Genomic DNA, 24,069 nt, shown 5'->3' with positions numbered 1-24,069 from the left:
CGCCTCAGCAGCGCCAGTCTGCCGCTCAGGCCACCCTAGTTGCCCAGCAACTGGTGCAGCACATAGGGCAGGATGCCACCGGCCCGGTAATAGTCGACCTCAATGGGGGTATCTATGCGCAGCAGCAGGCTGTGGTGGCTCTGCGTGCCATCGGCCCGGGTGATCACCAGTTGCGCCTCGCTCTGCGGTGTCAGATGGGCGTCGGGGATGATGTTAATGACCTCGTCACCCTTGAGGCCCAGGCGACTCCAGCTTTCCCCGGGCTTGAACTGCAGTGGCAGCACGCCCATGCCCACAAGGTTGCTGCGGTGGATGCGTTCAAAGCTGCGCGCGACGACCGCTTTGATGCCGAGCAGGGCCGTGCCCTTGGCGGCCCAGTCACGGCTGGAGCCGGTGCCGTATTCCTCGCCCGCAAACACCACGGTGGGCATACCCGCCGTCTGATACCGCATGGCGGCGTCGAAGATCGAAAGCTTGTCGCCCACGCCTTCCACCCCCTGCGGCCCCTGATAAATCGTCAAACCGCCCTCTTCCTGGCCGCCGTCGGCTTTGTGCGGCAGCATCAGATTCTTGATGCGCACATTGGCAAAGGTGCCACGCACCATGACCTCGTGGTGACCGCGGCGTGAACCGTAGGAGTTGAAGTCGGGCTTTTGCACCCCATGGGCCAGCAGCCACTGCCCGGCCGGCGAACTCTCCTTGATGGAGCCGGCGGGTGAGATGTGGTCGGTGGTGATGGAGTCCCCGAACAGCGCCATGATGCGCGCGCCGTGCACAGCGGGTGCGCCAGCCGTTTGACCGGAAAGCTTAGAGCCATTTAGGCCTGCAGCCCCCGTGGGCTGCGCGTGACCAGCTCCTGATTTGATAGCAAAATTATCAAAGAACGGCGGCTCGGCGATGTAGGTGCTGGTCGGCCAGGTGTAGGCCTGGCCCGATACCCCTCTGATCTTGTCCCACAGCTTGCCCGGTTCGGTCGCCACTTTGGCGTAGTTCTGGCGGAAGGCCTTGCCGTTCATTGCAAACTTCAGCAGTGCATGGATTTCATCGCTGCTGGGCCAGATGTCACCCAGGTACACATCCTTGCCGCCCTTGCCCTTGCCCACGGGTTGGGTCATCAGGTCGCGGGTCACCGTGCCGGCTATCGCGTAGGCCACCACCAACGGCGGACTGGCCAGGAAGTTGGCCTTCAGATTGGGGTGGATGCGCGCTTCGAAGTTGCGGTTACCCGACAGCACGGCGGCGCACACCAGGTCGTTCTTGGTGATGACTTCATTCAGCTCCGGCGTCAGGTCGCCCGCATTGCCGATGCAGGTGGTGCAGCCATACCCGGCCAGCGCAAAGCCCAGCTTCTCCAGGTAGGGCAACAGACCGGTTTCGGTCAGGTATTCGGTGACGATGCGCGAGCCCGGCGCCAGCGAAGTCTTGATGTGCGGCTGCACCCTGAGCCCCGCCTCCACCGCCTTCTTGGCCAGCAGGCCTGCCGCCAGCAATACGCTGGGGTTGGACGTGTTGGTGCAGCTGGTGATGGCGGCAATCAGCACATCGCCATGGCCGACGGTGATGTCGGGCACACCAACCGGCGTGGCGGTCTCGGGAACCGCGGGCGGCTCATGGTGCGCTGCCAGCGTGGGCTTGTTTCCCTCCATCTCCATCATCGGACGGGCTGCACCAAGAGGAGTGGGTGGGGCCAGCGGCACCTTGTCTGCCACGGGCTCGCCAGAGACGCGCAACAGGTGCCGGGTCTGGAACACCGCCGCGTGCTGGTTGAAACCGTTCTCCGCATTGGACTTGGAGAATAGCGACTCGAACTGGCTGGCCACCTTGCCCAGTTCGATGCGGTCTTGCGGACGCTTGGGGCCCGCCAGGCTGGGGGTGACGGAACCCAGGTCCAGTGTCACGACCTGCGAAAAATCTATCTCCCCGGCCAAAGGCACACCAAACAAGCCCTGGGCTTTGAAGTAGGCCTCAAACGCCTGCATTTCGCTCTTGGTGCGGCCCGTGCCCTCAAAGTACTCCATGGTCTTCTCGTCAACCGGAAAGAAGCCCATCGTGGCGCCGTATTCGGGGGCCATGTTGGCAATGGTGGCCCGGTCTGGCAGGCTCAGCGTGCGTGTGCCTTCGCCAAAAAACTCCACGAACTTGCCCACCACCTTGTGCTGGCGCAGGATCTCCGTCACGGTCAACACCAGGTCGGTCGCGGTGACGCCTTCGCGCAGGCGGCCGCGCAACTCGAACCCCACCACGTCGGGTGTCAAAAAGTAGACCGGCTGGCCCAGCATCGCGGCCTCGGCCTCGATACCACCCACGCCCCAGCCCACGACGCCGATGCCGTTGATCATCGTCGTGTGGCTGTCGGTGCCCACCAGCGTGTCGGGGTAGTACAGCTCGGTCGTTTTCATGCCCTTGGCATCGCGTTGCACGGCCTTGTGCACGCCGCGCGCCAGGTACTCCAGGTTGACCTGGTGCACGATGCCAAATCCCGGCGGCACCACACCAAAGGTGTCAAAGGCCTGCATACCCCACTTCATGAATTCGTAGCGCTCGCGGTTGCGCTGGAACTCCAGCTTCATGTTCAGGTCCAGCGAATTCTTCTTGCCATAGTGATCCACCATCACCGAGTGGTCCACCACCAGGTCCACCGGCACCAGCGGTTCGATGCGAGCCGGGTCCTTGCCCAGGCGCTTGGCGGCGCTGCGCATCGCGGCCAGGTCGGCCAGCAGCGGCACGCCGGTGAAGTCCTGCAATACCACACGTGACACGACGAACGGAATCTCTGCGCTGCGCTCGGACCGGGGCTGCCAGTTGGCGAGCTGCGCCACGTGCTCGGCCGTGACCTTCTTGCCATCGCAATTGCGCAGCACGCTTTCCAGTACGATGCGCAACGATACCGGCAGGCGGTTCACATTAGGGAATTTTTTCGCCAGGGCTGGCAGAGAATGCAGCATGCCGGTCTTGCCGGCAGCGGTGGTGAACGGTCTGAGGGTGTAAGAAAAGACGTGGGGCATCGACTACTCCTATTCGTTGGGCAACGCACACACATTCTGGCAGCATGCTGTTAACCTTTCGCCACGCTATGCGAAGTCCACCTTATTCGACCATTTTTAAAGGGTTTCCATGTCCGAGTTCGATCTGGTCGTAGTGGGCGGTGGCTCGGGCGGGGTGCGGGCAGCGCGCATCGCGGCTAGTCATGGCGCGCGCGTAGCCCTGGTGGAGGAGTACCGACTCGGCGGCACCTGTGTGATACGCGGTTGCGTGCCCAAGAAACTGATGGTCTACGCCTCCCGCTTCGCACAAGAATTTGAAGAGGCGGCCGGTTACGGCTGGACCTTGGCGGAGACACGGTTCGACTGGGCCACGCTGAAGGCGCGTCGCGACGCGGAAGTGGCCCGCCTAGAAAGTATCTACCGCAGCAACCTGCTGGCTGCCGGTGTGCAGATTTTCGCTGGCCGCGCGCGCTTGGCAGGCCCTAACAAGGTGGTGCTGGCCGATGGCAGCAAACTGCACGCAAAACACATTTTGATAGCTACCGGAGCAGCACCGACAAGGGGTCCGGACATTCCAGGCTATCAGCTTGGCATCGATTCCAATGGCTTTTTCGACATGACGGCACTGCCCCAGCGCGTGGTTGTGCAGGGCGCGGGCTATATCGCACTGGAACTAGCTTGCGTGCTGCAGCGCCTGGGTGCCACGGTCCGCGTGGTGGTGCGCGGCGAACAGATACTGCGGGGCTTCGACGAAGATGTGCGAAACCACCTCAGCCGTGAACTGGTGGAGAGCGGTTTGCAATTGCAATTCGGCCGCCATGTGACGGGGATCACACAAGCTGCCGATGGCCTGGCAGTAGAGTTGGACAACGGCGAAAACGTAGCAGCAGACTGCGTGCTGCGCGCGCTGGGCCGCAAGCCCAATACCCACGATCTTGGGTTGGACACGCTGGGCATTACGGTGGATGCCCATGGCGCCATACCGGTGGATGAATTCAGCCAGACGACCGCTCCCAGCGTCTACGCCGTCGGTGACGTGACCAACCGCGTCAACCTGACCCCCATGGCTATCCGCGAAGGCCATGCCTTTGCCGACACCGTGTTTGGCGGCATGCCACGCCGCGTAGACCACAACTTGATACCCACCGCTGTGTTCACGACACCCGAGCTGGGTGTCGTCGGCCTGACCGAAGAGACGGCCCTCCACCACTACCCACGGCTTGACGTGTACCGCACCAGCTTTCGCCCCATGAAAGCCACGCTGTCCGGCCATACCGGCAAGGTGCTGTTCAAGTTGCTGGTGGACCGCGACACGGACCGCGTGCTGGGCTTCCATGGTGTGGGGCCCGACACCGGAGAGATGGCGCAGTTGATGGGCGTGGCCTTGCAACTCAAAGCCACCAAAGCCGCACTGGACGCCACGCTGGCCGTGCACCCGACGGCGGCCGAAGAATTGGTCACGATGCGCACGCCCACCGTGCGCCACGCACTGTGACAAACGGAGCTTCCATGCCATCCGCCGCCCAGACAACTGCATCCTTTGCTTTGGCAGAACCCCGCGCTGCCCTGGCCCGGCGCTTTAGCGCCGTGCGTGCACGCACGCTAGAACTGGCCCGCCCGCTGTCGGCCGAAGACCAGTGCGTCCAATCCATGCCCGACGCCAGCCCGACCAAGTGGCACCTGGCCCATACCAGTTGGTTTTTTGAGACCGTGGTACTGCAGGCGTTCCAACCAGGCTACCAAGTATTCGATACGCGCTACCTATACCTGTTCAACTCCTACTACGAAGCGCTGGGGCCACGACACCCGCGGCCGCAGCGGGGATTGTTGACCCGGCCCGCGCTGGCTGACATCCATAGCTACCGCCAGCATGTTGACGCTGCCCTGCTGCGATATCTGGAGTCAGCCGATGAAGCCACGTGGCAGGTCGCTGCGGGTCTGATTGAACTGGGGCTGCAGCACGAGCAGCAGCACCAGGAATTGATGCTGACCGACATGCTGCACCTGCTGTCCTGCAGCCCGCTGTTGCCGCCCTACCAGCCTGTCCGGCAAGTGCCGCAGACCGACAGCGCGCCCGTAGCGCTGCAATGGCTGGCCGGGACAGGAGGCGTGCACACAGTAGGCCATGCAGGTGCTGGTTTTTCGTTCGACAACGAAACCCCGGCGCACCAGGCGCTGGTGCATGCGTTTCAGATCACCAACCGCCTCGTCAATTGCGGCGAGTACCTGGACTTTATTGTGGACGGCGGCTACACGCAGGCCCGCTGGTGGCTGTCAGACGGTTGGGCCACCGTGCAGGCACAAGGGCTGGCCGCGCCGGCGTACTGGCTGGCGCCCGGTGATCCGCGAGCACCGTCTGACGCGTGGCAGGTGTTCGGCCTGAACGGGGTGCAGGCACTGGACCGGCAAGCGCCCGTCCACCACATCAGCTTCTACGAGGCCGCCGCCTTCGCTGAATGGTCGGGCGCACGCCTGCCCACCGAATTTGAATGGGAGGTGGCCTTTGACCTGCCGGGCATCACGCAGATGATGGGCAGTGGCTGGCAGTGGACCCGTTCGTCCTACGACCCCTACCCCGGCTTTCGACCAAGCACTGGCGCCGTGCGCGAGTACAACGGCAAGTTCATGGTGGGCCAGCAGGTGCTACGCGGCGCCAGCCCGGTCACGCCCGCGGGCCATAGCCGCAAGACCTACCGCAACTTTTTTCCGCCAGCGGCCCGCTGGCAGTTTTCTGGCATACGCCTGGCAAAGGACCACCCATGAAAGACAACCTGGCATATGCCGGCGACGCAGACCTTCTTGACACCGACGCTGCAAGTACGCCCGACCTTGTTGAAAACGAGTTCATGTCCGACCTCAAACAGGGCTTGGCCCACCAGCGCAAAAGCATTTCGCCCAAGTACTTCTACGACAGTGCAGGCTCCATCCTGTTCGACAAAATTTGCGACCTGCCGGAGTACTACCCAACACGCACCGAACTGTCGATCCTGCACAAACACGCAGACGAGATAGCGAAGCTTATGGGACCGCATGCAGAGATTTTGGAGTTCGGCGCCGGCTCCATGCAAAAGGTTCGGGTATTGCTGGACGCCATGGACCAGCCCGCCCGTTACATTCCGATCGACATCTCTGCGGAGCACCTGCAGGGCGCTGCCTTGCGAATGGCCCGAGACTATCCTAATCTGCAGGTAGAGCCACTCGAAGCCGACTACACGCAGGATCTTGTTTTGCCACCGGACATGCCGCCTGAGGGCCGCCGTGTGGGATTTTTCCCTGGCTCCACACTGGGGAACTTCGAGCCGCTGGATGCATTGCGCTTCATGCGCATGTGCGCCAAAACGCTTCAGGGGGGGTCGCTGATCCTCGGGGTCGATCTGGTCAAGAGCCCGGAGCGGCTGCACGCTGCCTACAACGATAGCCAGGGTGTCACGGCAGCCTTCAATCGCAATGTGCTGGTGCGCGCAAACCGCGAGCTGGGCGCCAATTTCCAGCTCGACCAATTTGCGCACAGCGCTTTCTACAATGCGCCGTTCCAGCGCATCGAAATGCATTTGATGAGCACCTGCCAGCAGTCGGTCCGTGTGGGCGGTGCATCGTTTACGTTTGCACAGGGCGAGACCCTGCATACAGAGAATTCCTATAAGTTCACCGTCCACGGGCTGAGCCAATTGGCCCAGCGCGCTGGCTTTACGCCAGGCCAATCGTGGACCGACCCTGCCAACCAGTTCTGCCTGCTATGGCTGGACGCACCCAAATAGAGTAGCCATTTATGAAAGCAATCTGGAAAGATACCGTCATCGCCGAAAGTGACGACACCGTCATGGTGGAGGGCAACCATTACTTCCCCGAAAGCACGTTGGACCGCGCCTTCATCACCTTCAGTAACCACAAGACCACCTGCGCCTGGAAGGGCCAGGCCAGCTACTACTCACTAATCGTCAACGGCGAGCTCAATCCCGATGCAGTTTGGTACTACGCGGAACCCAAGCCGGAAGCCGCCAACATCAAGGGGCGCGTGGCTTTCTGGAAAGGCGTTGAAGTAGTGGCTTAAAAACACTAGCTGTTTTCCCGGATGTCAGTAAGATCCGCAGGCGCATACAAAAGCCATTGCGTACTGTACGGGTCTGACTTTTTGGGGAGGCACTATGCCAAAAGTGATCGTTATCGGTGGCGGTGTGGCGGGTATGAGCGCCGCGCACGAGTTAATGGAGCGGGGATTTCAGGTCGAGATTTTTGAACGAAACCCGCGGTATGTGGGCGGCAAGGCCCGTAGTGTCGACGCACCGGGCACCAACAAGATCGACCCGACACTGTTCCTGCCCGGCGAGCACGGCTTTCGGTTTTTCCCCGGTTTTTACAAGCATGTCACCGACACCATGAAGCGGATCCCGGTGGGGAACGACAGGTCCGCGTTTGACAATCTGGTGGTGACGGAGAACATGATGATGGCGCAAAGCAACGCCAAACCCATCGTCCTGCCAGTGAATTTTCCGACCTCTCTGCAAGACCTTGAGGAATTTTTTAAAGGCTTCCAGGCTTTTAGCGCCGAGTTGACCGACGACGAAATCAGCTTCTTCTCGGGAAAAATCTGGCAGCTTATGACGAGTTGCAGTAAACGCTTTGCCGATGAATATGACAACATCAGCTGGTGGGACTACACAGAATCTGCGACCAAGAGCGCCGCGTACCAGCGACTGTTGTCTGGTGGATTGACCCGCAGCCTCGTCGCCTGCCAAGCCCAGCTGGCGAGCACGCGGACCTGCGGCGCCATCTTGCTACAGATGCTGTACATGATGATGGACCCGTTCACTCGGGACACCGACCGCGTATTCAACGCACCCACCAACCAGGCATGGCTCAATCCCTGGTACGACTACCTGACCAGCAAAGGCGTCAAGTACCACCACGGCACCGTCGTAAACAGCATTCAGACCCAAAAAGGCCGTATCAGCGGCGTTACTTACGAAAAAGATGGCGATGTAGGCCACGGTGGCGCACCCGGCGACTACTACCTGCTGGCCGTACCGGTGGAGAGGGCTGCCAATTTGATGAGCGAAAAGGTATTGGCACTCGACCCATCGCTGAAGAACATCATCAAGCTTGCCCCCAATGTGGAGTGGATGAATGGCATCCAGTTCTATCTGAACACCAAGGTCGACCTGAACCGCGGCCACACCATGTACACCGGTAGCAACTGGGCGCTGACCAGCATCTCGCAGATCCAGTTCTGGCCCGGCTACGACCTGCGTCGCCGCGGCAACGGCAAGGTGGTATCCATCCTGTCCGTGGACATTTCGGACTGGAAGGCAGTAGGCAATTTCAACGGCAAGGCAGCCCGGGATTGCACCAAGGAAGAAATCAAGACGGAGGTTTGGGAGCAGCTTAAGCAGGAACTCAATTTTGGCGGCGCCGACGTATTGCGCGATGACATGGTTGAAGACTACTACCTGGACGAGGACATTGAACCCACGAACGCCGGCATGAGCAAGGCGATTACCGACCGGCTGAGCCCCGCCAAGCAAGAGGCTCTGGCAAAGGTCATTGAGCTGGAGCCTTTGCTGGTCAACCAGTGCAACACCTGGAGCATCCGACCAAACGCCCACACCGCCATTGACAACCTGTTTCTGGCCAGCGACTACGTTAAGACCAATACCGACCTGGCCACAATGGAGGGCGCCAACGAAGCCGCACGGCGCGCTGTCAACAGCATCCTGTCTGCGACGGAATCCGACGAAGACTATTGCGATATCTGGGAAATGCACACGCCGTTGTTGCTCAAACCTCTGCAGGCGTTAGACCGCATGAATTTCGACAAGGGATTGCCGTGGAAGCAAGTGCTGTGATCAGCCCAAGCGAATCGTCACGGTGAAGCAAGTTCCCATGCCGGGCTGGCTGGTCACTCCAATGGTGCCGCCATGGCTTTCAACGGCGCGTTTGACGATTGCCAGCCCCAAGCCTGTACCCGGTATGTTGCCAACGTTGCTGGCACGGTGAAAGTCGCCGAACAGTCGCGGTAAATCATCGGCCGGTATGCCGATGCCCTGGTCTTGCACTTCGAAACGGACGCTATCGCCATTGCGGCGTATCCGAAAAAAAGCCTCCTTGGCTTGTGGCGAATACTTGACCGCGTTGGACAGCAAATTGCCTAGGATGTGGCGCAGCAGCTTTTCGTCCGCCAGCACTTCCTGGTCATCCAATTCTGTCTCCAGCGCGACGCGGGCTGCAACGGCCTTGCCGGGGCCGGCATGAACGGCATTGACCTCATCCCGCAGTTGGTGGCACAGCACCAGCAGATTGAACGGCTTAGGGCTGAAGGACAGCAGGTGCGCGTCGGCACGTCCTATGGTGAGCACCTGGTCCAGCATCAGGACCATGCGCTTGACGGTGGCCTCAATGCTGTCGAGCAAGCCGTTGCGCTCCGCGACCGGAAGCCGGTCACAGTAGTTGCGCAGCAGGCTTTGCGATACAAGGATGGACGTCAACGGTGTTCGGAACTCGTGCGACGTCATCGCGACAAAGGTGGACTTCAGTTCATTCAGCTCGATCTGCTGCGCCAAAGCGGTGTCAAAGCGCTGCTTGTCCTCGCGGTTGCGCCGCTCCAGGGCGTCGCGCGCCTGCTTGAACAACAGATGCGCCTTGACCCGCGCCAACACGATGGGTGGGCTAATGGGCTTGGTGATGTAGTCCACTGCGCCAAGCGCAAAACCCATCTGCTCGTCTTGCGTCTCGATCCTGGCGGTAAAAAATATCACCGGGATATCAGCGGTCGCTGGGTCAGCCTTGAGTTGGCGGCACACCTCATAGCCGTCCATGTCGGGCATCATGATGTCCAGCAGCACCATATCCGGAGGCTGGGTTTTGGCAATCTTCAGTGCACGCGTGCCGCTGGGCGCCAGCTTGACGGTGTAGTCCGTTTCCAGCAGGTCACGCATCAACGCCAAATTCTGGGGCGTGTCATCTACCACCAGAATCGTGGGTCGATAGGATAGGTCTTGCGGTGCGTACATTGCAATCACTTAACTTCCGGCTATGGCTTGCTGAAGTATCTCCAGGCCGCGTTCGCTGTCGAACCGATTCACGGCCGCCTGCAGTTTGGAGAAGTGCAAAGGATACGCCATGCGCAACATGTTCGCATGTTCCGCCAGCACACGTTCGGCATTTCCGTCGTCATTGGTCAACAAAGTGATGAGGTGTTGACACACCGCGATGAGCCTGCTTGCGTCCGACATATCAATTTCGGTTGGCGGGCTGGTTTGGGGTTCCGTCGGCAGGGCCTGGCGTATCGCTTCGACCTGCGCAGCCAACTTCCGTTCTAGCTGGGTGAGCAAAAGCGTTAAATCAGCGGCATTGCCTTCCGCGTGCAGCGCCTGTTCAACAGCCGCCGCGTGCTCGACCAGATCAGCCGCCGCAATATTGCCAGCCAAGCCTTTGAGAGTATGGGCAAGCCGGGCCGCCGCCTGGGTGTCCTGCGCTTCTATCGCGCTGAGGATGTGGGCCGCAGCGTCCGCTTGTGTATCTACAAAGCCCCGTAGCATCGCCATGTAACGCTGGGGCTTTCCCAGCACGCGGCGCAGGCCTGCGGCAGGGTCCAGACCCGGAATGTGTATCGGAATGGCATCTGTGCCTCCGGGTTCAGGAGCGAGCTTACCGGTTGACCCGGCGCCTGCGCGATGGGGCCCAGCGCTATCGATAGGTCTTATCCAGCGCAGCAGCGCCTGGAACAGTGCATCGGGGTCAATCGGTTTGGCGACGAAGTCCACCATGCCTGCGAGAACGCACTGTTCACGGTCCGATGCCATGGCGTTGGCCGTCATCGCGACGATGGGAACGCTGCCCCCGTGTTGCAGCGCGCGTATACGGCGCGTGGCTTCCAGTCCATCCATGACCGGCATCTGCAAGTCCATCAGTACCAGATCGTAGGGCCGGGCGGTAGCCACACCCTCGGCAAGCCTTTCATAGGCTATACGACCGTTGTCAGCGATATCCACGACCATCCCCACATCGCTCAGCAATTCACTGGCGACTTGTTGGTTCAGGGGGTTGTCTTCCGCCAACAAAATGCGGGCTCCGCGGATGGCGCGCAAGGCAGCGGGAATCGCGGTCGGTGCAACCTCTCTGCACGCACTATCTGTGCCAGGCGTTGCGTATAACAGGGCTCCCAGGGTGTCGAACAGTTGTGAGGGAACGACTGGCTTGTCTAGCACCGCCGCGATGTCCGCTCCGGGTGCACGGGCCAGTGCCGCACCCAGATCACCCCGGCCGTGTGCAGAAAGCATGGCCAGCTGCGGCGGCCGCTGCAGATTCAAGGTGCGCATGCGTTGAGCGGTTTCTATGCCGTCCATGCCAGGCATTTGCCAATCCAGTAACACGATGTCATAGGGATTGCCTGCAGCATCGGCTGCCTGGATGCAGCCCAAGGCCTGGGCGCCGCCGTCGGCCACATCGACTGTGAAACGCATGCAGGCCAGCATCTCACCCAAAACCTGTCGCGCGCTCTGCATGTCATCCACCACCAGCACACGCGGGGGCTGCAGACCACTTTGCAACAACAGTTGGCGCGGCGCGGCGCTACCTAGACCCAATCTCACTGTGAACCAGAACGTGGAGCCCTGCCCTACCTCGCTGTCTACACCGACCTCGCCGCCCATTTGCGTGGCCAGTATTTTTGTGATGGAAAGCCCCAGACCCGTGCCACCGTATTTGCGCGTCGTCGTGGCATCGGCTTGCTGGAAATTCTGAAACAGCTTGCTGGCCTGCTCACGTGTTAGTCCTATACCGCTGTCACGCACGGCAAAACGCAGCAACACCGAATCGGCGTCGTGCTCCTGCACCCGCACGATGATGTCTATCGCGCCCCGGTCGGAAAATTTGACCGCGTTGTTGGCGTAGTTGATGATCATCTGGCTCAGCCTGAGCGCATCGCCGCGCAAGGCGTCCGGCACGTTCTGCGGGATGTCGAATAACAATTCCAGCCCCTTATCGGCGGCTTTCTCGTCGATCAGGCCAGCCACCTTGGCCATCACCTGTTCCAGGCTGAACTCACGATTCTCAAGGTCTAGCTTACCGGCCTCTACTTTCGAGAGATCCAGGATGTCGTTGATGATGCCCAGCAAGTGCTGACCCGACTGCTGCACCTTCTGCAAGTAGTCGCGCTGGCGTGGAGCCAGCTCAGTCTTTAACGCCAGGTGGCTCATGCCAATGATGGCATTCATCGGTGTCCGGATTTCATGGCTCATATTGGCCAGGAAGGCAGACTTGGACGCAGTGGCCTCTTCGGCTTTTTGGCGCGCCTGGGCGGTCTCATACAAAGCGGTCTGAAGCTCGGCATTGCGCGCCTCGGATTCAAGCAGCGCCCGGTTCTTGGCTGAATCAAAGATCTTGGTGTGTACCAGCAGCGTCAGCACAAGTCCAATCTGACTGGTCGCAAAAAAGAAATCCGCATGCCGTACATCGTAGAGAAAAGGCAACTCGACACCAAGACCTGCAGCAAAGCCAAAAGCCAGCACCAGCACTGCGTTGACAGCGAGCCAGATGATGGCGTTGCGAGTAAAGCCAAGCAACAGCGTGGCGGTAACCGGGCCGGTGGCGAACCAGGATATGACCGGCGAGTAAAGACCGCCCGAAAAATACGTGCAACCCAATATGCCGACAAAACAGTTCGCAAACAGATAAATGTTGGCGGCAACCGTATAGTTGCCAGTTCTGTAGATGAAAACCAGATTGGCCAGCAACAGCAGTCCTAGCACTACCATCACATAGATGCCGGATTGAAAGTTAATGGCCCAACTTACGGCCATGTAGCAGATGGCAAAGCTGACCACCGCCCAATTGAATCGGATGAGCAACAGCAATCTTTCATCGACAGGCTCGCCGCCAACGGTTCCAAGGAAACCACCCACCCGATCGCGAAGGTTCGCCCGGCGCAGCATGCGCTTCGTATCGACTGCTTCTTCCATGGAGTTCCTGTAGTAGACCCAGCATCTCAGCCGGATTCAGTCTACTGCAAGCTCCCCATTTTTAAAATCACAAAAGCTTCAGGTCTTGCGCCTTGGCGCCCGGGAAGACAAATTCCAATTGCTCGGAAGACAAACCATACTGGCGTTTGAACACGCCACCCAACAAGGACCGGTACTCGTTAAGCACGGGGAAATCCCGGTTTTGGAAAAGTGTCGCCTGCTCGACACGGACCTGCTCACCGGCGATGCGTTGGCCCCGTACACCTCCGCCCATCACCCACGCCACGGTTCCGTGACCGTGGTCCGTGCCCCGGTTTCCGTTTTGCCTGAAAGTGCGACCAAACTCGCTGAGCACCAGCACGGTGGTGGTGCGCCAAGCAGTGCCCATTTCCTGCGCAAACACCGACAGCCCTCGCCCCAACTCCTCAAAACGGCTGGCCAGGTAGCCAGTGGCTGCACCTTGGTAGACATGCGTATCCCATCCTCCAACATCGACAAAGCCCAGACTGTAGCTGTCCTTCATCAAGCGTGCGATGCGTCTGGCCTCTAGCTCAAAGCCCTTGGCTGCAATGGCGTTACGGTTGGCGGCGTCCATCTCAGCGGTCAGCTCACGCAACACGCCATCACGCACCATGAAACCGTCTGCCACCTGTTCCATCAACGGCGAGCCCTGGTACATGGATGCAATGATGCTGCTCTGGCGGGCATCGACCGAGGGCTTCGCCAACGTCTTGAGCACGGTGTTGGGAACCTTTGCATCCCCCTGGAAGATGACGGGCAGCTGCTCGGTAAAAGCCATGGGCGTACTGCCCTTCAACACCGTCGCCAGGCGGTTCATAAACCCGGAACTGTAGTTTTTGTGACCGTCCAGGGCTTGGCCCATTTCGATACTGTCCTGTGTTTCGAAATGGCTGCGCGAGACGTCATGGGTTCCCGCAAAAGGCACGAACGCCAGTTCCCCATTTTTGAAATACGGGTACAGACTGTCGCGTAAAGCAGGGTGCAGGCCCCACCCATCAACCAACGGGAGACTGGACGCTAAGTCACTGGACGGCTTGGCAATGGCAATGTCAGGACGGGATTCGTAGTAGAAGCTGCTCGCACATGGGACCAACAGGCTGGCAGCGTCATAGCCACCCCGCAAGAACACCACCAGTAGCCGGGATCCCACATCCGGCGCGGCATACAGGCGACCGGTTGGAAATGGTAGGGAGAGTGCGGCCAATCCGGCGAGTGATTCACGGCGATTCATGCAAACCCCTCTTTCGTGTTGAGCATCAGCGTTGCATCATTTCGGGCGATGACAGCAGGAAGGTGTTCCACTCCTGCGGTGACGCGGCTTGGTCCAGTGCCTGACGCGTGGCCTGCCCCAAGCCCTTGCTTATCGATTGGTAGTACAAAGCATTTGAAAATTGCGGAAACGCCGGAAGCTCGCGCACATCCGGGCCTTCCGTCTTGAACAATCCCGCGCTGCCGGAACCAATGGCTTTGGCGATTTCGAAGCGGGTCGCCAGTTGCCCGGGGCTGGCCCAGGCGCTGGACTGCAAGGAGTAACCGTCTGGTGTAGCGCGGCCATACAAGGGCTGACCCATGCGGTTGATTCAGTTCAGCATCGGATTCACATTGAGTACCGGCTTCTCGTCATAGGCCAGGCGCACTGCAGACACCACAAAGCGCGTGGGGTCCTTGAACTTGTAGGTGGCGGGATACGTGAAGGCATCGGAGGTAAACAAGGCCTGCAAGGTGGCGGCAATATCACCACCGCTGCGCTCGAACGCCTGCGCCATGCCCTGCACCACAGCGGCGGGTGGCTCATCGGCAAGCCAGTAGGTCGTAAGCTTCTTGCTCAGCAAGCGTGCAGTTGCCGGATGGCGCACCAGTCGGTCCAGGGCCTCACCCAACTCACCGTAGCCGCTGGCACGGATGGGTTGCCCCAAAAGCTCCTTGTACCCAAACGCGTGGCGCGCAGGGTTGAATTCGAACAAGCCCTTGCGCAGGTACAGCTCTTGCAACTCCTTCTTCTGGGGCGGGTTTGTGGTCCCCAGATTGACACCAAATCCCGTCAGTATCTTGGCGAGCTCCTGCACATCCGCTGGGAGTAGCCGCCGTCCACGCCAAGCGTGTGGAGTTCCATGAGCTCGCGTGCAAAGTTCTCGTTGATGCGCCCCGCCGCGTTCTGCTCATTGTCTAGGTAGCGCAACATGGCAGGATGCTCCACCACGGCGCCCAGCAGGGTCCTGAAATTACCGAGAGCGTTTGGGCGGATGGCGGTCTCTTCATAGTCACCCACGATTGCCCGCAGGTTGCTCTTGTAAAGGTGCACGCTGAAATGGTTCAACCAGAACCAGGTCATTTGCTCCTGTATCTGGGTATTGGAATACAGGGCACGCAACACATGGCGCGTTGCCGACTCCTTGGAGAGCCGGTTCATCTCCTGTTGGTAAGCCTGCTGGGCTGTCTTCTTGGCGGCATCATCCGTAACCGCGTCGGCGTCCTTGCGACGCTGCTCCATGGTTTGCACCAGCGCCACCAGGGGCTGTTGCGATACGGTCATGGCGTCGATCTGCGACTGGACTGTGGCGGGCAGCTGCGTCGCCGCCGGATGCAATTGCTCCAACAGATAGGCCTGATGCCCAACGGCCTGAAAATGGGCAACTGCGCTGGCGGTGGCACCCCAGGTTAGCCGGTTGGTTTGCACATAGGCATTCGCCGCCGCTATCGGATCGGTTGCAGTTTTTCTGGCAGGACCCGCGCATCCACACAAAACCGCCAAGCCCACCGCGGACAAAATGCTGCGCCGAAAAATGTATGCAGTCATCATATGGAAGCAGCAATAGTACCGCCGCCTTGGTCGGTATGTGCACACCACAACAAGCCACGGGAATTTAAGGGTTGGTAAGCTCTTCCACCTTGCGTCTGGCAGTATCGGCATCTTTGCCATATTCGGTCAAGTAGCGTTGGCGCTCTTCACTGCTCCATTCGGCGGAGGAAAATCGGCTCTTGGGGTAAACGGCGCTCGTGTGCACTACACCCACCTGGCGTGCCATGGTGCTGCGGTCCGGAAATTTATCCGGGATCAGCAAAAAGCCATCCACATCGCGCAAGCGCAGCGGGAAGGCAGGGCTCTTGTCCTGCACCAGTGCGCCGAACAACTGCAACTTGAACTCCCGGCTACCCGCGACCACTTCGTCATTGAACTGCAGCAACGCAAATGGCACGCCGTTGGCATCGTCCACGCGCGCACTGACGACGTAGCGACCTCCCACACGCACATTGGCCTTCAGATAGAAATTCAGCGAGCCGGCTTCCAGCGCTTCGCGCACTCCAGCCCAAGTGGCAGGCACGTCCGGCATGTAAACCACATCGAAATGGGCGACACCTTGCTGGCCGTCTGCCGAGAGTTCGACCAGCACGCGGATGGTGCCGCCGTAGTTTTGAAAGCCCTGACTCGCAGGTGTCAAGCGGCCGGAGTAGGTGCCGTCTCCGGCAGAATCGTCGGCCCCTGTTCCATCGTCTGCAAAAACCACGCTGGCTTGCACCAGCTTGATCGGTGTACGCGAATCGGGGATGGACTGCGCCTGGGCACTACGTATCACAAGGGGTACAGGGCTGCCGCTCTCATCGCGCACGGCTACGCTGAACTTCACGCTCTCGGAGCCGCTGAGAAAAACCCGCTCCTGGCTGGTACGCAGGCGGATGCCCTTGACCTCCTCGCCTTTGGCATTGCGCAGTTTCAGCTCTTCCGCAATCGGTGCGAACGGGTGAATCTGGTCGGGGTGCTCGGCAATCGGCCGAGAGTCGTAGGGGTAGCGCGTGGCGTCACGGTAACTGGCGTAAGTGTGTTCCGCCCGCTCGTAACGGCCGCGCCACAAGGCCAGTTGCTCTTGGCGTGACTGCAGGCCTGCAGCGGTGTAGGGGGGGCCACTGCCATTGCCCGTCGACAACGGGGCACCGCCACTGGCCCCGTCTTGCGTCCCTGATTGGCTTGCGCCGGCCGCAGCGCCATTAGGAGCCGCATCGCTAGCTGCACCAAACCCATACCAACCCAGCACGGCCAGCACCAGCAGCGCGCCGCCGAGCCAAGCCGACTTTGCACGCCGTTTCATGGTTCACACTGCCATAGTCGGGCGAAACGGATGGCGGTTAATTGGCGTTGGCCGCCATGTCGGCACGCACCTTGGACACCACACCGCCCCAGGCGCCGTTTGTGTAGTGGTTGTAGGATTCACTGTCATCACGGAAGGCCACAGTGTGGTAGCTCCACTTGGCTGCACCACCCTCATTGGCGGCAGTGCCCATGGTCAGGTCGTTGCAGAACCAGTCGGATGGATTGCAGAAGCCGGCGCCGCCGCCGCTGCCGGAGACACCACCCGACGAGTGATAGGCCACGGCCTCATCATCCTGGCCCGGCAAGACGCCAGAATAGAGCGTGCCCTTGGCGCCGGCGTACATGTAGAACCACTTGGCGCGCGTCTGGTTGTGGTCGTACAGCGCACGGGCTGTTGCGGTTTTCAAATCGGAACTGAGAGGATCGGATACGGCCCAGCTACCTACGTTCGCCAACTCACTCCCACCGCCGGCTCCCGCCGCCACATCGACCCACTTGATGTTCCAACCAGTTTGAGTTGTTCCATCGGAATTTCCGCACACACCCGAAGCGTTAGGGGTGGCGTTCTTCTTGCTGCGGGCCGTGCCGCCGTACAGCGACAAGGCATAGCCAATCTGCAAATTGCCGGCGCTGTGCGCTGCGATGTAACACCAGTTGTTGCCGGTGCAGTAGCAATCCAGCGCGTCGCGGACAAGGTAATTTTGGTCAGACACGCGACTGAAACCGTCCCAATTCACCGATTTCTTGTTCACGCCGGCCGCGGTGCTAGCCGGGCCCCAGTACGTAAAGTCCGCATAGTTGCCCACTTGGGCATTCGGGTTGTTGCGGCCATTGACCCACAACGAGTAGTTGGTGGCATAAACCCCACCCGCCAAAAAGAGAAGGAACACCAGCAAGGACTTGATAGCCAATGCAGAGCGTTGACGGAAGAAAGTCAGGCAAACAGAACGCATGGATAGCTCCTTGAATCTGGATTCAACTTATCGGGGTGCGCAAGTGTCTCCAATGCGTCAATGCGGGACAACTGGGGAATACCCGCGCAGTCATCGTCCAGCTTTCACACGCCCTTCACTGCTAACGCACTTGGGCTTCGTGCGCATTTCACAGGGCTTGCAAATACTGGTCGCTGACTTACACGACGGACACTTTTCCATGAAATACCCCATTCTTCTCAAATGCGCATTGCTGGCGCTGATAGCCGCTCTGTTACTGATTCCTCTGGCCATGATCGAACGCACGATTGACGAGCGCACGGCCTATCGGGCCGACGCCATCCACGCCATTGCAGCCAGTACCGCCGGTGAGCAGTCAATCCTCGGCCCGGTGCTCACAGTAAAGGTAGAGGAAGAATTTGACGAGCAAAAAACCTATGAGTACCGCGGCGAACCAAAGGAAAAAGTGGTGCGCAGCAAGCGCACCCACACGCTGACGGTAGCCCCCAAGGACCTGCACTTTGACGGCAGTCTTGCCGTGGAAAAGCGCGCCTACGGCTTGCATGAAACGGCCGTCTTCGAACTTCAAGGCACGATGACCGGAACGATAGAGACACCCGGTGCGGCGTCTCTTCCACCGCTGGGCGCCAACGCCCGGCTGAAGTGGGGAACGCCCACGGTATCCGTTGGCATCGCCGATCCTCGCGGGCTCAATGGCGAGCCCAAAATCCAGCTGGACGGCAAGTTACTGGACTTGCACCGCGCCGCCAACATCCGCGGCATGGAGACGGGCTTTCATGGCACGTCGGAACAGGTGCTGGATGGCAAAGCTGCACGCATCCCCTTTCGGGTGGACCTGCGCTTGGCGGGCACCGGCAGCCTTGAGTTTGTTCCCTTGGGTGATGTTACGACCACCGAGTTGCGCGGCAACTGGCCTCACCCCAGTTTCGGAGGCGCCTTCTTACCGCGCAGCCGGGACATCGACAAGGACGGATTTGTAGCCCGCTGGAGCACGACCGGTCTGGCGTCCAACACAGACGCCACCCAAATTAAAGCTGATGCCAAAGGCTTCGAAGTACGGCTGATAGACCCGGTAGACATCTACCGCCAGGCTTTGCGGGCAGTGAAATACGGCGTGCTGTTTGTCGTACTGACGTTCGCTGCCTTCTTTCTGTTCGAAAACGTGCGGGCCTTGCCCATCCACCCCATTCAGTACGCGCTGGTGGGCCTGGCCCAGGCAGTGTTCTTTTTGCTATTGACCAGCCTGTCCGAACACATCACCTTTGCGATGGCCTATCTAGTAGCGGCAAGTGCCTCCATCGCGTTGATCGGCACTTACTTGGCGGCCATTCTGCAAGGCTGGCGCCGGGGGATGGGATTCAGTTTTGCGCTAGCCTTGTTGTACGCATCACTGTTTGGCATTCTGCGCTCGGAACAAAGCGCGCTGCTCTTGGGTTCTCTGCTGCTGTTTTTCGCGCTGGCAGGCTTGATGCTGGGAACACGCCGCATGGACTGGTATGGGCTGAGCAAGCGTCCTATGCGCGCGGAAAAAGCGGTGAGCCTGTGAGGGCGATTGCGTTACGCCACGGTCTGCTATGGGGTGGCGCGCTGGTCGCGCTTCCACTGGCGATCCTGCTACGAAACCCATTGCTGCTGCCAGGGCGTTTTGTTTTCACACCGCTGCTGTTTGTAGTGGCCATCGCAGCGGTGACTATGGTCAGCGTCCAATGGTGGCAGTCCCGGCCAAGAGGCGTGCAACGCGCCGCGCTGCTGGCCATGTGGTTGACCACATTGGTCATAGCGGGTTTGCAAGAGGGGCTGTTTCACTGGCGCCGCCATCACGTATTGCACGCGGAGGCAGCCGCAATACAGAAGTTGGGCGCCCACTTCATCATCGGCTACGGCCATCCCGACGAGGCCCGCATGCTGGTGCAGAAGGGATTCGTCGGCGGCATCTTCGTGGCTGCCAATACCGTACAGGGGAAAACGGTGGCGGCAATCGCGGCGGAGATCGCAGACTTGCAGTTGCTGCGTAAGAACGCCGGTCTACCGCCGCTGATTGTCAGCACGGACCAGGAGGGCGGCATCGTCGCACGCATGTCACCGCCGCTGGCAAGCACCCCGCCTCTGGCCACCATCATTGCCGGGGCTAAACAAAGCGACATCGAGCCGCTGGCATTTGCCTATGGACAGGAACACGGTCGTGGGCTCGCTACCCTGGGCGTCAATGTGAACTTTGCGCCATTGGCTGATCTTTCCTTTCCTCGCGCCCGCAGCCGTTTCGACATGCATAGCCTGATCGGCCAGCGCGCGATAGACGCTGACCCCAACCGTGTCAGCTCTGCCGTCATTGGGTATGCCCGCGGCCTGCAAACCCAGGGCGTGCAGGCCACGCTCAAGCACTTCCCGGGGCTCGGTCGCGTCGGCGCGGACACGCATCTATTCCGCGCAAAACTGCCATTGAGCCAGAAGGAACTGGAGACCAGCGACTGGATACCCTTTCGCGAAGGCCTCAAGGCAACGCAGGCCCTGCTAATGGTTGGGCATGCTGCCCTCAGTTCCGTGGACGCCGACACCCCGGCTTCACTATCCCGCAAAGTGGTGCAAGGCATTGTGCGAGATCGCTGGCAGCACGAGGGCATATTGGTAACCGATGACTTGGCCATGGCGCCCGTCGTTCGGCACGGCATGTGCAACGCGGGCGTGGATGCGGTCAACGCTGGCGTTGACCTGTTGCTGGTGTCTTACGATGCCGACCAGTACTACACTCTGATGCATTGCATGCTGCAGGCCTGGCGCGATGGCAGGCTCGAAGAAAGCACGTTACGCGCCAGTGGCCTGCGGCTGCAAAAGGCCTACAACGCATTGCGTTGACAAAAACTTACATTCGGGGCCTCCACCGTCGGTCGGCCGCGGCAGGAGCTCAACCGTTGGAAGGTCATCGTGACCACAGGAGAAAACACCATGAAGAAAATATTTGCCCTTCTGCTTGCCGCCAGCGCCCTGACACCCGTCTTCGCGCAGACCAATGTCGGTGTCTCCATAGGCATCAACCAACCCGGGGTCTATGGTCGCATCGATATTGGCGCGTTCCCCCAACCCCGCGTGGTCTACGCGCAGCCCGTTGTCATTGCACCTGCGCCAATTGCAGTCCACCAGCAGCCGGTTTACCTCTATGTTCCACCAGGGCATCAAAAGAACTGGAGCAAGCACTGCGGTCGCTACAACGCCTGCGGACAGCCGGTCTACTTTGTCCGTGAAGACTGGGTGCGCGAGCGCTACGAGGAAGAACACGAGCATGAGCACGAGCATGGCAACAAGCATGGCAAGGGCCACGGCAAAAAGCATAAGGACTGAAGGTAGGTCCAGACCCCGGGCGCCGGGGCTATTCACGACGCCCGAAATGTTTCTAGATGGATGCTGGTCTCGGTGTTGCTGATGCCTTTGAGCAAGCGGATACGCTCCAGCACCTTGGCCAGTTCCTGCAAAGTTTCGGCCCGCAGCTCGGCCAGCAAATCCCAGCGTCCATTGGTGTCGTGCAGCGTCGCCACACCGGGTTCCCCCAATAAGCTGGCAATCACAGCTCGGGTCTGGTTGCCGTCCACCGCAATACTCATCCAAGCCTTGATCGTATTGTGCTGCACGTCGGGGCGCAGGCGAACCGTGTAACCCACGATAACGCCATCGTCCTCCAGGCGACGGATGCGGTTGGTCACCGTGCCCCGCGACACCCTCAATTTTGCAGCCAGAGCGGCCACGGTCAGGCGCGCATCTTGGCGCAGCAGCGATAACAGTTTTTGGTCAATCTCATCCATATCGGCAATTTACCATGTCGTAATGGCAATTTATTGCCTATTTTTATGCATTATTGACAATTGTTATTGTTTGGTCGCCAAACCATACTCCTCCATACCCCATTGCAAACCCTTGCAATCCAGAGGAGACAAACCATGACAACACGCAACCAAGCACGCCACAGCACCCTATTTCTAAGCCCAGAAGACGTTGCCACTATCGTTGGTAAGGCCGATCTGGCCCGTACGCTGGAAGGCATGGCTTCCTACATCCGCCAGGACTTTCTGCGCTGGACAAGCTTTGACAAATCGGCCCGCCTGGCTGCGCATTCGGCCGACGGCGTCATTGAGCTGATGCCAATTGCCGACGCCGATACCTATACATTTAAATACGTCAACGGCCACCCCAAGAACACCGCCGTGGGCCTGCCCACTGTCATGGCCTTTGGCGTGTTGGCCGACGTAGCCAGTGGCTTCCCGCTGTTGATCAGCGAGTTGACACTGACCACCGCCATGCGCACCGCCGCGACGTCGGCCGTGGCCGCCCGTGCATTGGCCCGCCCCAACAGCCGCGTGATGGCCTTGATAGGCAACGGTGCCCAAAGCGAATTCCAGGCGCTGGCGTTTCACCACCTGGTGGGCATTGAGGAGATCCGGCTGTTTGACGTGGACGCACGCGCCACCGCCAAGCTGGTGCGCAACCTGCAAAACAACCCCGATACCACTAGCCTACGCCTAGTGGTCTGCGCTAGCACGGCAGAGGCGGTGCGCGGTGCTGACATCGTGACAACGGTGACGGCCGACAAGACCAATGCGACCATCATCACCCCCGACATGCTTGCACCGGGCATGCATATCAACGGTGTGGGCGGCGATTGCCCCGGCAAGACCGAGATCCATGCCGACGTGCTGCGCGCAGCCAAGGTGTTTGTAGAGTATGAGCCGCAAACCCGTATCGAAGGAGACCTGCAGCAAATGGACGCCGACTTCGGTGTCACCGAACTGTGGCAAGTGCTGGGTGGCCACGCCCCGGGCCGCGACAACGCCAAGCAGATCACCTTCTTCGACTCGGTTGGCTTTGCGATGGAAGACTTTTCCGCGCTGCGCTACATCTACGACCTTGCCCAGTCGCTGAACATCGGCGCCGCGATTCCGCTGATTCCCGCATTGGCCGACCCCAAAGATCTGTACCAGCTGATCCGCCCCGCTGCCCCCGCAACACCTAAGACAAGTGGTGGCGCGGCTCACCCGGCCCATACAGTATTGGAAACGGTGGCGTGAGCGCGGCGCGGTGCTTCAGTGCGCAGGCGCCAGCGGCGGTCGTGATGGTTCGGCCGCATATGTTCCGCTCCAACCCCGACACGCTGCAGGACAACGCATTCCAGACCCTAAGCCCCGCAGGATCAGACGTTGACACGGCGGCACGCGCTTACGCAGAAGTGAGCACCGCGGCACGTTGCCTGCAAGATACCGGCGTGGTGGTGCACCTGTTTGAAGACACCGGAACCCAAACGCCCGATGCGGTGTTCCCCAACAATTGGTTTTCCACCCACGCCGGTGGCCACGTTGCCATTTACCCAATGGCCACGCCCAGCCGACAACGCGAGAGACGCTGGGATGTTATCGATCTGCTGAAGCAGCACTACCGCGTGCAAGACGTCATTGACTATTCCGGCCTGGAACGAGACAGCGTCTACCTGGAGGGCACCGGCGCCATGGTGCTGGACCACATCGACCGCGTCGCTTATGTGGCCCGCTCCAGTCGTGCCGACCCGCTTGCGCTGGAGCGATTCTGCACCCACTTTAATTTCGACCCCATGCTGTTTGATGCGGCCGACGCGCTGGGCCGTGCTGTCTACCACACCAATGTGCTGATGTGCATAGGCACCGGCTTTGCGATGGTAGGCTTTGACATGATCACCAACGCCGAGCGCCGCCAAGCAGTACGCGAACGCCTGCAGGAAAGCGGGCGTGAACTAGTGGCGCTGAGCGACGGGCAGATCGGCGAATTCGCCGGCAATGCACTGGAGCTGCAGGGCCATAACGGCCGAGTGCTGGCACTATCGGCGCGCGCCTTGCGTGCGCTGACGGAGGACCAGATTGGCGTACTGGAACGCCATGTGCAACTACTACCGCTGGACGTTCCAACGATTGAGTTGGCCGGTGGATCGGTGCGCTGCATGCTAGCAGGCGTCCACCTCAGAAGCCGGCAGCCGGTACCCGCCTGAGAGGCCAGCAGCGGAACAAGAGGCTGGGCAACTCGCCGCTGGGCCGCCCCAAGGCGAGTTAGCCCCC

Annotated in this window: 17 protein-coding genes and 1 pseudogene; 10 read left to right on the top strand and 8 right to left on the bottom strand. The window is 60.2% G+C overall.

What is annotated here, in order from left to right:
- Positions 1-35: 35 nt before the first annotated feature.
- Complete coding sequence (locus AC097P_RS06700; protein WP_479609616.1) at positions 36-3,005, bottom strand: aconitate hydratase; 2,970 nt, start codon at positions 3,003-3,005, stop codon at positions 36-38.
- Positions 3,006-3,114: 109 nt separating this feature from the next.
- Between AC097P_RS06700 and gorA the strand changes: the two genes are divergently transcribed.
- From gorA to AC097P_RS06675, 5 genes are all read left to right on the top strand, one after another.
- Positions 3,115-4,479 carry a glutathione-disulfide reductase gene (gorA, locus tag AC097P_RS06695; protein ID WP_479609615.1) on the top strand — a complete coding sequence of 455 codons (1,365 nt, stop codon included), beginning with the start codon at positions 3,115-3,117 and terminating at the stop codon, positions 4,477-4,479.
- A gap of 14 nt (positions 4,480-4,493) precedes the next feature.
- A complete protein-coding gene (gene egtB / locus AC097P_RS06690; protein WP_479609614.1) occupies positions 4,494-5,747 on the top strand; it encodes an ergothioneine biosynthesis protein EgtB in 1,254 nt (417 codons plus the stop codon).
- Entirely contained in the window at positions 5,744-6,742 is a 999-nt protein-coding gene (egtD, locus tag AC097P_RS06685) for an L-histidine N(alpha)-methyltransferase (protein WP_479609613.1), read from the top strand. The genes egtB and egtD overlap by 4 nt, the downstream gene beginning before the upstream one ends.
- An 11-nt stretch (positions 6,743-6,753) precedes the next feature.
- A complete protein-coding gene (locus AC097P_RS06680; protein WP_479609612.1) occupies positions 6,754-7,035 on the top strand; it encodes a DUF427 domain-containing protein in 282 nt (93 codons plus the stop codon).
- 94 nt (positions 7,036-7,129) lie between these two features.
- Entirely contained in the window at positions 7,130-8,827 is a 1,698-nt protein-coding gene (locus AC097P_RS06675) for a hydroxysqualene dehydroxylase (RefSeq protein ID WP_479609611.1), read from the top strand.
- Here AC097P_RS06675 and AC097P_RS06670 read toward each other — a convergent pair whose 3' ends face one another.
- The 6 genes and pseudogenes from AC097P_RS06670 to AC097P_RS06645 form a co-directional block, all read right to left on the bottom strand.
- A complete protein-coding gene (locus tag AC097P_RS06670; RefSeq protein WP_479609610.1) occupies positions 8,828-9,991 on the bottom strand; it encodes a hybrid sensor histidine kinase/response regulator in 1,164 nt (387 codons plus the stop codon).
- Between the two features lie 9 nt (positions 9,992-10,000).
- Positions 10,001-12,940, bottom strand: a complete 2,940-nt coding sequence (locus AC097P_RS06665) for a hybrid sensor histidine kinase/response regulator (RefSeq protein ID WP_479609609.1) — start codon at positions 12,938-12,940, stop codon at positions 10,001-10,003.
- Positions 12,941-13,007: 67 nt separating this feature from the next.
- Complete coding sequence (locus AC097P_RS06660) at positions 13,008-14,192, bottom strand: DUF1501 domain-containing protein (protein ID WP_479609608.1); 1,185 nt, start codon at positions 14,190-14,192, stop codon at positions 13,008-13,010.
- Between the two features lie 25 nt (positions 14,193-14,217).
- Positions 14,218-15,758: pseudogene (locus AC097P_RS06655) on the bottom strand (DUF1800 domain-containing protein).
- A 67-nt stretch (positions 15,759-15,825) separates the two neighbouring features.
- Positions 15,826-17,046: a choice-of-anchor X domain-containing protein gene (locus tag AC097P_RS06650; RefSeq protein ID WP_479609607.1), complete on the bottom strand. Its 1,221-nt coding sequence runs from the start codon at positions 17,044-17,046 to the stop codon at positions 15,826-15,828.
- A 37-nt stretch (positions 17,047-17,083) separates the two neighbouring features.
- A complete protein-coding gene (locus AC097P_RS06645; protein WP_479609606.1) occupies positions 17,084-18,001 on the bottom strand; it encodes a hypothetical protein in 918 nt (305 codons plus the stop codon).
- Positions 18,002-18,200: 199 nt separating this feature from the next.
- Here AC097P_RS06645 and creD point away from each other — a divergent pair, with 199 nt between their 5' ends.
- The 3 genes from creD (at position 18,201) to AC097P_RS06630 (ending at position 21,337) form a co-directional block, all read left to right on the top strand.
- On the top strand, positions 18,201-19,547 hold the full coding sequence (gene creD, locus AC097P_RS06640) for a cell envelope integrity protein CreD (RefSeq protein WP_479609605.1): 1,347 nt from the start codon (positions 18,201-18,203) through the stop codon (positions 19,545-19,547).
- Positions 19,544-20,854, top strand: coding sequence for a glycoside hydrolase family 3 N-terminal domain-containing protein (locus AC097P_RS06635; protein WP_479609604.1), 1,311 nt, complete (start codon positions 19,544-19,546; stop codon positions 20,852-20,854). Before creD ends, AC097P_RS06635 begins: the two co-directional genes overlap by 4 nt.
- Before the next feature lie 90 nt (positions 20,855-20,944).
- On the top strand, positions 20,945-21,337 hold the full coding sequence (locus AC097P_RS06630; protein WP_479609603.1) for a hypothetical protein: 393 nt from the start codon (positions 20,945-20,947) through the stop codon (positions 21,335-21,337).
- Positions 21,338-21,369: 32 nt separating this feature from the next.
- Here AC097P_RS06630 and AC097P_RS06625 read toward each other — a convergent pair whose 3' ends face one another.
- Positions 21,370-21,795, bottom strand: a complete 426-nt coding sequence (locus AC097P_RS06625) for an Lrp/AsnC family transcriptional regulator (RefSeq protein WP_479609602.1) — start codon at positions 21,793-21,795, stop codon at positions 21,370-21,372.
- Positions 21,796-21,930: 135 nt separating this feature from the next.
- Here AC097P_RS06625 and AC097P_RS06620 point away from each other — a divergent pair, with 135 nt between their 5' ends.
- Entirely contained in the window at positions 21,931-23,055 is a 1,125-nt protein-coding gene (locus tag AC097P_RS06620) for an ornithine cyclodeaminase (RefSeq protein WP_479609601.1), read from the top strand.
- Between the two features lie 44 nt (positions 23,056-23,099).
- Positions 23,100-24,002 (top strand): citrulline utilization hydrolase CtlX, encoded by a 903-nt coding sequence (gene ctlX, locus AC097P_RS06615; RefSeq protein ID WP_479610418.1) that lies wholly within the window; start codon positions 23,100-23,102, stop codon positions 24,000-24,002.
- Positions 24,003-24,069: the final 67 nt, after the last annotated feature.

The organism is Rhodoferax sp. ZS1R8 (genome assembly GCF_056521325.1).
The sequence above is the reverse complement of the archived record's forward strand: the minus strand, read 5'-3'. Positions and strand labels throughout refer to the sequence as shown.